The sequence below is a fragment of the Dapis brunnea BLCC-M229 genome (assembly GCF_050015995.1).
Lineage (GTDB): Bacteria > Cyanobacteriota > Cyanobacteriia > Cyanobacteriales > Microcoleaceae > Trichodesmium.
This window is the reverse complement of sequence record NZ_JBNHEP010000160.1, coordinates 1-11,508: the sequence shown is the minus strand read 5'-3', so window position 1 is coordinate 11,508 and position 11,508 is coordinate 1. Positions and strand designations below refer to the sequence as shown.

Annotated in this window: 9 protein-coding genes; 6 read left to right on the top strand and 3 right to left on the bottom strand. The window is 34.3% G+C overall.

Translation table 11 applies throughout. The features are described 5' to 3' along the window. Positions 1–103: 103 nt before the first annotated feature. The 3 genes from iscB (at position 104) to ACP6PM_RS18910 (ending at position 4,140) form a co-directional block, all read left to right on the top strand. Entirely contained in the window at positions 104–1,549 is a 1,446-nt protein-coding gene (gene iscB / locus ACP6PM_RS18920) for an RNA-guided endonuclease IscB (RefSeq protein ID WP_426587346.1), read from the top strand. Positions 1,550–1,699: 150 nt separating this feature from the next. Continuing rightward, a complete protein-coding gene (gene rsmG, locus ACP6PM_RS18915) occupies positions 1,700–2,467 on the top strand; it encodes a 16S rRNA (guanine(527)-N(7))-methyltransferase RsmG (RefSeq protein WP_426587314.1) in 768 nt (255 codons plus the stop codon). Between the two features lie 689 nt (positions 2,468–3,156). Then, a complete protein-coding gene (locus ACP6PM_RS18910) occupies positions 3,157–4,140 on the top strand; it encodes a DMT family transporter (protein WP_426587312.1) in 984 nt (327 codons plus the stop codon). 283 nt (positions 4,141–4,423) lie between these two features. Here ACP6PM_RS18910 and ACP6PM_RS18905 read toward each other — a convergent pair whose 3' ends face one another. Next, positions 4,424–4,861, bottom strand: a complete 438-nt coding sequence (locus ACP6PM_RS18905) for an ArsC/Spx/MgsR family protein (RefSeq protein ID WP_426587310.1) — start codon at positions 4,859–4,861, stop codon at positions 4,424–4,426. A gap of 961 nt (positions 4,862–5,822) precedes the next feature. Here ACP6PM_RS18905 and ACP6PM_RS18900 point away from each other — a divergent pair. From ACP6PM_RS18900 to ACP6PM_RS18890, 3 genes are all read left to right on the top strand, one after another. After that, positions 5,823–6,689, top strand: coding sequence for an amino acid ABC transporter substrate-binding protein (locus ACP6PM_RS18900; protein WP_426587308.1), 867 nt, complete (start codon positions 5,823–5,825; stop codon positions 6,687–6,689). An 826-nt stretch (positions 6,690–7,515) separates the two neighbouring features. Then, the gene (locus ACP6PM_RS18895; RefSeq protein WP_426587306.1) at positions 7,516–8,199 is read left to right on the top strand and encodes a pentapeptide repeat-containing protein; all 684 of its coding nucleotides are present in this window, start codon (positions 7,516–7,518) and stop codon (positions 8,197–8,199) included. A gap of 480 nt (positions 8,200–8,679) precedes the next feature. After that, positions 8,680–9,447 carry a pentapeptide repeat-containing protein gene (locus tag ACP6PM_RS18890; protein WP_426587304.1) on the top strand — a complete coding sequence of 256 codons (768 nt, stop codon included), beginning with the start codon at positions 8,680–8,682 and terminating at the stop codon, positions 9,445–9,447. Positions 9,448–9,838: 391 nt separating this feature from the next. Here ACP6PM_RS18890 and ACP6PM_RS18885 read toward each other — a convergent pair whose 3' ends face one another. Continuing rightward, positions 9,839–10,411 (bottom strand): hypothetical protein, encoded by a 573-nt coding sequence (locus ACP6PM_RS18885; RefSeq protein WP_426587302.1) that lies wholly within the window; start codon positions 10,409–10,411, stop codon positions 9,839–9,841. Between the two features lie 154 nt (positions 10,412–10,565). Continuing rightward, complete coding sequence (locus ACP6PM_RS18880) at positions 10,566–11,090, bottom strand: hypothetical protein (RefSeq protein WP_426587300.1); 525 nt, start codon at positions 11,088–11,090, stop codon at positions 10,566–10,568. Positions 11,091–11,508 lie beyond the last annotated feature (418 nt).

Sequence of the window (11,508 nt, the reverse complement as noted above, 5' to 3'; positions counted from 1 at the left end):
CCAGATAATTAAAAGTTTACGAGGGGTAAAGCGGTGTTATTTGGATGTGCCGGAATGTAACATTGGCCAGGTGGCCATTACCCTAGCAATAGGAGATTTTTCCATGAGTAAAAATTCAGTTTTTGTGCTGGATACAAATAGAAAACCCTGTAATCCAACTCATCCTGCTGTTGCCAGAAAGTTATTAACTCAAGGAAAAGCAGCAGTATTTCGCAGGTATCCTTTGACAATTATTTTGAAGGAGGAATCAAAAAATCAACCGAAGGAATTAAGAATTAAGATTGACCCCGGTGCTAAGACTACTGGTTTAGCTTTACTATCAGATACTAACATTGTCTGGTGTGCTGAGTTGGAACATCGAGGGTTTCAAATCAAGGACAATTTAAGCGACAGACGAGTAAGAAGAAGGTCAAGACGTAACCGTAAAACTCGTTATCGCCAGCCAAGATTTCTGAATAGAAAACGACGCGATGGTTGGTTGCCTCCATCGTTAATGTCGAGGATTTTTAACATTGAATCTTGGGTGAAAAAGCTGTGTCGATTAGCTCCTATTTCTACTATCAGTATGGAGTTAGTTCGATTTGATACACAGAAAATGGTTAACCCAGAAATTAACGGGACAGAGTACCAAAAAGGCGAACTATTTGGTTATGAGATAAGAGAATATCTGCTTGAGAAGTTTAATCGCACTTGTGTTTATTGCAATACCAAAGAAGGGCCTTTTAACCTGGACCATTTCCATCCTAAATCTCAGGGAGGTAGCGATAGAGTTTCCAATTTAGTATTGAGTTGCGTTAAGTGCAATCAGAAAAAGGATAACCAATTGCCTGCTGATTTCTTAAGCGATAAACCCAAGCTTTTAGCATTAATTGAAAAGCAGAGAAAACAACCTTTAGCTGATACTGCGGCTGTTAATGCAACTCGCTGGAAATTAAAGGAAACGCTCGAAGCTATCGGTTTACCTGTTGAAGTTGGTTCTGGAGGATTAACTAAGTTTAATCGAAAACGTTTAGGTATTAGCAAAAGTCACTGGGCTGACGCTGCCTGTGTTGGCACTTCTACCCCTAATAGTTTGAACATCAAAGGATACCAACCCTTGCTAATCAAAGCTATGGGACGTGGTTCTCGTCAAATGGTTAACTCTGATAAGTACGGTTTTCCCAGAGGCGCACCTAAGCTTAGACAGAAATCATTCTTTGGCTTCCAAACTGGAGATATGGTCAAAGTTGTTGTCAATAAAGGTAAAAAGATTGGTACTTATGTTGGTCGAGTTGCTGTTAGAAAAACTGGCAGTTTTAATATCAAAACTAAAACCGAACTTATCCAGGGAATTAGTCATAAATATTGCCAACATACCCATAAATCTGATGGATTTAATTATGGATTTGGGGAGCTGCTTCAACAAAAAGTTAAGGTTATTAAACTAATAATTAGTCAACCAACTAATCCTACTCAACTCAACCTTTTTGATACTACTGAATTTTCCAAACCACCAACACCAAAACTAAACGCACTCGTAAATCTAAAAGAACGGAAGGGGAACAATTAAGTTTATTCGGCGATGTTATATCGCCTGGGTCGAACTTCTACCGCGTCCCTTAGTAACGTGGCTTCCGTTCTCCCACCCTGTTTTCGTGAAATATTTTTTACTCTATCAGATAAGTCTACATGAAAATTGCTTATGGTTGAAATTTATCAAATGAATGATCATAAGAAACAAATCTTGCCAGAAATGAATTCTGTTTGGCAAAAAACATTAAATTGGCAGCCAACAGCAGAACAAAAACAACAATTTCAGAAACTTTATGAGTTGATTATTGTTGGAAATAAAAAGTTAAATTTAACTAGAATTACTACCCCGGAAGATTTTTGGGAAAAACATATTTGGGATTCTCTCAGAGGTATTAAGTTGATCTTGGAAAATCAAATAAATTGGCAAGAGGAAAAAAAGGTTATTGATATTGGCACTGGTGGAGGCTTTCCCGGATTACCAGTTGCTATTACTGTACCTAAATATGCTGTTACTTTACTAGATTCAACCCGCAAAAAAATTAATTTTATCCAAACTATATTATCAGATTTAAACATTACAAATGCTTTAACTATAACTAACAGAGTTGAACAAATTGGTCGTGTATTTCAATATAGAGAAATTTATGATATTGCTCTTTTGAGAGCTGTTGCACCTACAGTAGTCTGCGCTGAATATGCTTTACCATTATTAAAAATAGGTGGGATTGCAATTTTATATCGAGGAAATTTCACAACTGATGAACAGGTTAATTTACTAGAAGTTGTCAAAGTTTTGGGAGGCAAGATAGAGACTATTGAAGAATTTAAAACTCCCTTAAGTCACAGTATTCGTAATTGTATATATTTGCGGAAAGTAGGGAAAACTCCAATAAATTATCCGCGTTCGGTTGGTGTACCTAGTCAAAAGCCTTTGCTTAGTGTAAAAAAAATCTAAAAGGTCGCTGATATTATGTCTGTCTAAATAGGGTTTGCTGAAAAAGTATTTTTGCTGTGTCTAGTAGTCAGTAGTCAGTAGTCAGTAGTCAGGAGAAATGGGAATTTTAGAGGAGATAGTCGGAAAAATTGAGGGACAATTTTTCTGCTATAATCACCGCAAAATACTAGCTTTTTGACGGTAAAAGCTCAAAAAGCTGGTACTTTTTCAGAACTAAAAAATGCTACAACCTTTGCCTGTCAATGCTTTCATATTTAATCAGCAAACCCTAAATATTTATCTATAGTTGCATTTCAATCCAAACAACTAGAAAATTATTACTGTTTTTTCTCAAAACTCCTAAGCCAAATTTGAGAATATGTAGCCAAACTTTTCCAACTTTGGTATTATTCCCTATTCGTAATTGTATATATTTGCGATTTGCGGAAATTAAGTAAAACTCCAATACATTATCCCCGTCCAATTGATTTACCTAGTCAAAAGCCTTTGCTTAGTGTAAAAAAAATCTAAAAAGTCGCTGATATTATGTCTGTTTAAATATTTATCATAGTTGCATTTCAATCCAAACCATTGGAAAATTATTACTGTTTTTTCCCAAAACTCCTAAGCCAAATTTGAGAATATGTAGCCAAACTTTTTCCAACTTTGGTATTATTCCCTTATTCTTTCCCTTGATTGACCGATAAATAATGACAATTCAAGCTGAAACTCAACAGTCTCGCGAAAATTTTGTCTCAACAATTATTCCCTTCAGTTTATTACTGTTAGGTGTTTTTTTTCTTTCCTTTGCTGCCATTTTAATTAGATTGAGCGAACAAGAAATTGGAGCCAATGCAACGATTTTTAATCGCTTATGGATTGCGACAATTTTTTTGGGATTATGGAATCAAATTACAAACTTTATCCCTCTATTAGCTTCTGAATCTAGTCCTAGCCAAGAGAATAAAATTATTAATTATTTGGGTATTTTATTGTTATCAGCAATTGTTGATTTAATGTGTTTGTTATTTTGGGCTTGGTCTTTAAATCAAACCAGCGTTACAAACTCTAATTTACTCCATAACCTGACTCCTATTTTTGCAACTTTTGGGGGATGGCTATTTTTAAATCAATCTTTTAATAGTCGGTTTGTAGTTGGAGTAATTTTAGCGTCTCTTGGCTCAAGTGCGATCGCATTTTCCGATTTACAATTTGGCAGTCAATATTTTAGAGCTGATAGTTTAGCTTTACTTTCTGCCGTATTTTATGGCATTGGTTCTCTGATTTATGAACGACTCAGATATCGGTTTTCCGCGGCAACTCTACTATTCTGGACCTGTTTTTTTAGAAGTATTTTACTTCTCCCCCTTGCACTTTTGACTGACCCTCAATTATTTCCCTCATCTTGGTCGGGATGGTTGACAGTTATCTGTTTAGGAATATTTTGTCTAGGTTTGGGAAATTTGATTTTTATTCATAGTCTGAAGCAATTTTCTGCGGGATTTGTTTCCCTTTTTCTATTACTCGGACCTATTCTTACAGCAATTTTTGCTTGGATTATCTTTTCTGAAAAATTAAATTTTATTAACTGGATTGCATTTACTACTGTATTAGTTGGTATTTATTTTGCTAAATCTGGTCAAGGTGCACAGAAAAGTACAAGGGATGTTATCAACTCAGATGAAGAATATTAACTTCTCATATTTTCCAACTCCATCAATCATAAAGAAACCAAAATCTCAATCTAGTAGGGATATTTTATTCAATCTTCCTAGCGAAATAACGTCTACAACTAGCGAGTGAAAATGAATATATTTAACACATAAAATAATAATAATTATTTTATTTTATAAGACATAGTAGTTTGCATTTAAGTTAAATACATTAACAAACTATGGAAATATCTCCCGTCAGAAAATTATCTAACGAGAGATTAGGCAAATTTAGAGATAAAAATCGGTTTTTTTAGACTCTAATCTAATGATGATTATGACTATTTGGACAAGCTTGTAAATCTTGACTCATTAGCTCCTCACTTTTTGCCTTTTGAGTCTCATCTACAGCTTCTAAACCAACCCAATTATTAACAACTTCAACATCAAATCCCACCTCTCGGCGATCGCCTACTTGTATTAGAGGGCGACGGATTAATAATGGATCATTTACCATCATTGTTAGAGCAGTTTCAGCATCAGTTTGTTCGGGAACTACTTCTCCAGATTTAACTTTTGGAGCAGCTTTATTAAACCACTCCGCTACTGGGCGATCGCCAAAAAATAAACGCAAATTATCTTTTGTCCAAGCTTCTTTCAACAAGTTATGAGTTTCTAATTGATGACCTGCTGCTTCTAGCAAAGTCTTTTGCTTAGTATTGTTTTTACAGCCTGGTTTCTCATAAAAAATCACCTTTGCCATTGTCTTATCTCCTTAGCAGTTTTTTGGTGATTTTTTAATTTTAATACCCGATTAAATAGCAAATTGTAGCCAATTATCAAGAAATTTTATTGTTAGGTATGATATAATAAAAGTTTGATATAAATTACTAGGAGATTTTTTTAGGAGTCAGGAGTCAGGAGTCAGGAGTATTATGGGAATGGCTTCAATACCATTTTTTAGGTCGTAAATTATCTTTTTTGTCAAATGAACGTATCCTGAAAAATATTTTTATTGCCCTTACTATTGGCAACATTCTTTTTTAAAATTGGTATAATTCTATATCGTAATTTTAAACCAAATTAAATATTTATCAAAAAGCAAATTGTTATACTTATACCAATTTAATAAATGTTTGCTACAAATTAGTCCCTATTCCCTACTCCCTATTCCCTATATTGATTTTTATGATTAACTCATCTGTTTCCTACTTCCTGGTTGCTACTTCCTTTTTAAATCAAATAATTAGCTCTTTAATCAGCATATTTTTTATTAGTTTTGCTTTGCCAAATTTGAATGAAGTCAGAAGTTAGAAGTTGTTTCGGATGCAATCTACTTCCTACTTTCTACTCCCTATTCTCTATATTGATCTATTGATTTTTATGATTAACTCATCTGTTTCCTACTTCCTGGTTACTACTTCCTTTTTAAATCAAATAATTAGCTCTTTAATCAGCATATTTTTTATTAGTTTTCTTTTGCCAAGTTTGAACGAGGAACGAAGTCAGAAGTCAGAAGTCAGAAGTTGTTTCGGATGCAATCTACTTCCTACTTCCTACTTCCTACTTCCTACTTCCTACTTCCTAATCCCTATTCCCTATTCCCTATTCCCTATTCCCTACTTCCTACTTCCTAATCCCTATTCCCTATTCCCTATTCCCTATTCCCTATTCCCTATTCCCTAATCCCTAATCCCTATTCCCTATTCCATATATTGATTTTTATGATTAAATTATCTTCTTCGTACTTGCTGCTTGCTGCTTCCTGTTTAAATCAAATAACTAGCTATTTGATCGGTATATTTTTTATTAGCTTTCCTCTGCCAAGTTTGGCAGAAACTGTATTAGAAAAGATTCAACAAACGGGGGTACTAAAAGCGGGAGTCAGAAGTGATGCTGTTCCATTTAGCTACATCAACAGTCAAACCAATCAATTAGAAGGTTATTCAGTTGAATTAATTAAATTAATTCATCAACGTCTAGAGCAAGAGTTAGGGAAACCCATAAAACTAGAGTTGCAAAAAATATCTCTAGAAGAACGTTTTCAGTTAATCGAAGATGGGAAACTAGATATTGTCTGTGCCGCTACAACTATTAATAATGCTAGGGAGGAAGTAGTGGATTTTTCTATTCCTTTTTTCACTACAGGAATTCAATTGTTAGTAAAAAAAACAGATGCAGAAAGGTTTGACCCAATCAAAGGTACTAGAGAAAAAATATCAATAGGCTTATTACAAGGCACAACTACTGAAGAAGAATTTCGCCCTATTTATCCCAATGCAAATTGGCAAGCAGTATCTGATAGAGCAGAAGGAATTAATGAATTATCTCAGGGTAAAATTGATGCTATTGCTAGTGACGGTATTTTGTTACTGGGAGCAGTTTGGCAACAAAATAAAAATTTTAATGAGTTTGATCTAATTCCCAAAATTCCTTTTACTTTTGAAAATTATGGTTGTATTTTACCACTGGCAAATTCAGACTGGGATAAATTTGTTGATACTACTATTGCTAGTGATGAAAATACCCAACTTTTACATCAGTGGTTTGACCCGAAAAAAGGTAAATTTCCTTATGAAAGCTTTAGATAATCTCTGAAAATATAGCAATTATTAACTATGAGTGATGTAAGCATTCAGCGGTTAGCTATTAGCTATTAGCTTCCGAAACATATCTACATTTCTCGACAGACAATTGTATTGGTTGACAACTCAAACTCGTCGTTCTTGTGCTTCAATTCTCTTGCTTCAATTCTCTGGTTGAAAATTTAGTATAAGTTAAACGAATACTTGCTTCATTAATTAGACATCTCCGAAAAACAATAGACTTGTTGCTAGAGTAGGCAACAGGCAACAGGAAATATATTTTTAGGACAAAGATCTAATATCATGTCCGGATAATTAGTGATAAAAAAACTTTCTCCTTTTTATATCTTCTTTTTGCCTCTCTTCGCTCCTGACTCCTGACTTCTCCCTCTTTATTTAGAACTATTTAATCGGACATGATATAAAAAAAGATTGTTTCTGGTAAATTTTTCTTGATTCAGCTAGTTGTATGCAATGATTTAAGTCCCATTATTTATTTTCTGGAGATATCTATTCATTAAAAAGCTGACTGCTGACTGCTAATAGCTGAATACTTATACCAATTCACTTTAAAGATGTCACAAGTAGTTTCAAACTTTAAATGTCAAATAATTGCTTCAAACTGTTGTCTTGTCAAACTTTTTAGCCTATCGAATCTAACTTCTGAATTCAGAATTATGAATTCCCTGAAACGGTATTACAGTATGATTTTCGGAATTAATCTTTGAATACCTGTATCAAAATAATGAGGCAGGATAAATTTGAGTTACAAAATTAATCAAATAAAATCCTGTTTATTAATTCTGCTGCCAGTATATTTCAAAGAAAATTTATGATTAACCAAATAATGAAAATAGACGAATTATTAAGGCAATATGCAAGAGGAGAAAGAAATTTTAGTGGTCTATACTTACATGAAGTACATTTACTAGAAGCTAACTTAGAAGGTGCTAATTTTTTTGAAGCTGACTTAACAGGTGCAAACCTCAGTCGGGCCAATCTCAGTCGAATAAATCTGGCCAAAGCTAATCTCAGTGGAGCGAATCTAATTGGAGCTGATTTAAGTGAAGCAAATTTGTCAGGTGCCGTTCTAGTAGGAGCTAAACTTAACAAAGCAGATTTAACAAGAGCAAAACTAACCAGAGCAGACCTAAGTCGTGCTAATTTTAGTCAAGTTAATATGATAGATGCTGACCTCTCAAGAGCGATCCTCTATGAAACAGATTTACATGGAGCTAACCTGTATGGTGTTAATTTCCGACGAGCTATTCTAAATGAAGCTGATTTAATTGGTGCTAATCTCACCAGAGCAGACATGGCAGGAGCAGACTTAATTGAAGCAAATCTAATGAGAGCAGATTTAACAGAGGCTATTTTAAGTGCTGCTGACTTAAATGGAGCGAGTTTTTTGGGTGCTAATATTTCTGATATTAATTTGAGTGGAGCAGCTCTCCAAGCAGCAGTTATGCCAGATGGCACAAGTTATGAAGAATTTAGCAGAGTTATCCCAACTTGAGAGGAAGGCAGGAGGCAGAGGTCAGAAGGGAAAAGGCTTCAGAGCTACTTTACTTTTTATTACATACTTAATTTTTTTCGTGCCTACCTACTTAATCAATTATTAGAAACTAGAAACCGGGTTTCTTGTTCTGCTGAGACTCTTATACTTTGGGTGCATCTCAATTTTGAAGAAAGCTAAAAGTTTATTGCTTTTAGGGAACAGGGAACAGGGAACAGGGAATATAAAAAAAGTATTTTTGCAAATATGAGATGCACCCTATACTTTTCCCAGAAAAACTTGGTTTCTTAACCAAAAATAAGGTTTCAAGTCTTCCCTTTTGAGGAGATTAAAAAAGTAAACTTCAGTATTTCAAGCCTCTGGTTTCAGCAGTCGGTACTGATAACTGATAATTGAAATTACCTTCCATATCTAGGGCTTAGATTTATCAATTTGATGTTAACATAGCAGCAAAATATGCTATTTTTTAAATCTTTAAAAATGAGACTCAAAATCTTTTCTGCTGTGTTAGTTATTACTACAGTTTTTCCTAATCTTCCAGCCATTGCTGAAAATATCCAACATACACAAAAATTATTATCTAGCAAACAATGTCCTAATTGTGAACTAACTGGTGTTGGTTTGGTATTGGCAAATCTTCAAGGTGCTAACCTGGAGGGAGCTAATTTGAGTGGAGCTAATCTCAGTCGTGCGAATTTAACGGGGGCAAATTTATCTGGTGCAAATTTGGCTGGTACAAGTTTATTTGGTGCGAATTTAACGGGGGCGAATTTATCTGGTGCAAATTTGGCTGGTACAGATTTAAGAAGTGCTTATTTAACAGGTGCGAATTTAACAGGCGTTGACTTAAAAAATGCTTTTTTGTTAGGTGTTGTGGGAATGCCATCTAATGTTGGTGAAGCTGAAGATTTTTATCGATTAGGAATTGCTGAAGCTAAGGCAGGACATTATAAAGATGCTGTTAGATATTATAACCAAGCTATTAGTTTGAAATCTGATTTAGCTGCTGCTTATTTTGCTAGAAGTATGGCTCTTGCAGACTTGGGAAATCTTGATGCGGCTCTTGCAGATGCAGAAAAGTCTCGTGATATTTTTGTTTCTAAAGGTAGTAAAGAGGGTGAAGAATTATCAGAATATTTGGTGGAAATTATTGACCTACGTTTGAATCCTCCAGAGCCAGAAAAACCTAATCAATTTGTACACGCTATTGGTTCTTTACTTCCTTCTTTGTTAAGGTTGGCATTTTAATCAGTTATCAGTTATCAGTTATCAGTTATCAGTGCTTCTGGAAATAGTAAGGTTTATTTTTTTCATTCCCTTAAAATAATTATAAATAGGGTTTGCGCTCAAAAGTCTTATGGGTGAGGGTAGGAGTCAGGAGACAGGAGACAACCCACCCCTAACCCCTCCCAGGAGGGGAAGACAGGAGGAGTAAGGAATTTAGAGGAGGCAGAAGGAAGAATTATCCCTTGATTTTTCGGCTCTTGTCAACCGAAAATCCTAACATATATGAGCTTTAAGGAGCAAAAAATTTGTACTTTTTCAAGACCTAAAACGACTAAAATCTTTAGGAGTCAATGCTTTAAAATTTAATCAGCAAACCCTAAATAATATCAAAAAAGAGGTTATAAACTTGAGGCTAATATTGTCGTAACGACGACCAAGGCAAGTTCTTTTCTCCAATATATTTGCGAAAAAATAAAAGGTCGTAATCTACTAATTGAACCTTTTGGGAATCTGTATTATAAGACAGAACAAGGGGAGAAACTCCACCTATTGACTGTAGATTATCTATTCTTTTAAGATAATTGCTTAATGGTGAGTTTACTTCTATATCTAGATGTTTGAGACGCTCTACAATAATGTCTTTATGTATACCCAACCGTAGTTCTTCATCACTTGCTTTCATGCAGATACGCAGTAAACTCTCATAAATCGGTTGGGTTGCTTCATTATTAAAACCTCTACTAAATTTTTCACTAAATAAACGATACCTTGGAACTAGGTCTCTACATATTTGTAGACGACAATTTGCTAGAGAGTTAATGTTACTAATAGTACGGTTGCTTCTAGAATTATTATCTGTAATGCCTGATGCTAAACAAACTTTTCCTGCAATAAGCTGCAATAAACCGACATTTCCATTAGAATCATCTAGGATAGATTTTTTGATGTTATCGCTAAAGGAAATTTGTAATTTTCTTTCTCCCATTTCAAGAACTTTTTCTAGTTCTTCCCTCTTCCATCAAACATCAATTTCTTGAACGCGACCAATTAGATCTCCGTTGTAGTAAGATAAAATATTATCCTCTGACCAAACTCCCATAATAATTAAAGAAACAGAGCAATTCCAAAACACTTTGAAGTCAAATGATAATTTTTCCTTTACTTCCTTTGATAAGTAGTGAAAGTGATAAGTAGTGAAAGTCTTCAATTACTACTTTTTTGTTGGTTTTTTGGATTACTTCAGCAATGTAATTTATGTTATCTAAACTAAAACCTTGAAATTTGTATTTCTCTTCTCTGTCACTATTTAATCCCCCATTTATCTGAAATCCTAAACCCATAGCTTTTGCGCCTGCAGTACCAGAAATTTTATTAGTTACTTCCGCTGGTATGTTAACTTTTGCCTGCCTAATAATTTCAGAATATATATGACTAATATCTGTTCTGTTAGTACATTGAACTTTAATACATTTTCCATCTGGTAAATTTTTTCTTCTTAGCACTGTTTTACCCTGCTTTGAAGCACCGTGAATAACTAGGTGGCTTCCAGAATCAAGCAAATATCTAAATTTTTGATCGAGATTATTTCTATCAACATAGGTATGTTTAGGAACATCTGGTGAAATTCCAAAAACCTGATTCAATTTCAGTTTGTGAAATGCCATATTGTATTTCTTTTCAAAGAATTATTTGAGTTTCTTAATTTCTGTAGGTTTAGTATAACTAAGCAAGCTAGCTATAATCAAGCTAGTTGACTGACACATCTAAAAATGGTGTGTTACGTCGGATTGTTCTAGGAGATGAATAGTGAAATTTTTCTTCTATTGCGTATAGAGCAATAATAAATTCATTTCCTGAAGCATCCCCCGCCAGAGGAGATGGATAGTGAGATTTTTCTACTATTGCTTATAGAGCAATAATAAATTCATTTTCTGAAGCACCTAGCCAGAGGAGATGGATAGTGAAATTTTCCGACTATTGCTATATACGCCAGAGTTAATACATTTTCTGAAGCACCCGTCCGAGGGGATGGATAGTGAAAATTTTTCTACTATTGCGTATAGAGCAATGATAAATTCATTT

Coding starts and splice junctions, on each gene's coding strand:
- ACP6PM_RS18895 (WP_426587306.1), top strand. CDS start 7,516: ATGATTAACCAAATAATGAAAATAGACGAATTATTAAGGCAATATGCA.
- ACP6PM_RS18910 (WP_426587312.1), top strand. CDS start 3,157: ATGACAATTCAAGCTGAAACTCAACAGTCTCGCGAAAATTTTGTCTCA.
- ACP6PM_RS18905 (WP_426587310.1), bottom strand. CDS start 4,861: ATGGCAAAGGTGATTTTTTATGAGAAACCAGGCTGTAAAAACAATACT.
- ACP6PM_RS18880 (WP_426587300.1), bottom strand. CDS start 11,090: ATGGCATTTCACAAACTGAAATTGAATCAGGTTTTTGGAATTTCACCA.
- ACP6PM_RS18890 (WP_426587304.1), top strand. CDS start 8,680: ATGAGACTCAAAATCTTTTCTGCTGTGTTAGTTATTACTACAGTTTTT.
- iscB (WP_426587346.1), top strand. CDS start 104: ATGAGTAAAAATTCAGTTTTTGTGCTGGATACAAATAGAAAACCCTGT.
- ACP6PM_RS18885 (WP_426587302.1), bottom strand. CDS start 10,411: ATGGGAGAAAGAAAATTACAAATTTCCTTTAGCGATAACATCAAAAAA.
- ACP6PM_RS18900 (WP_426587308.1), top strand. CDS start 5,823: ATGATTAAATTATCTTCTTCGTACTTGCTGCTTGCTGCTTCCTGTTTA.
- rsmG (WP_426587314.1), top strand. CDS start 1,700: ATGAATGATCATAAGAAACAAATCTTGCCAGAAATGAATTCTGTTTGG.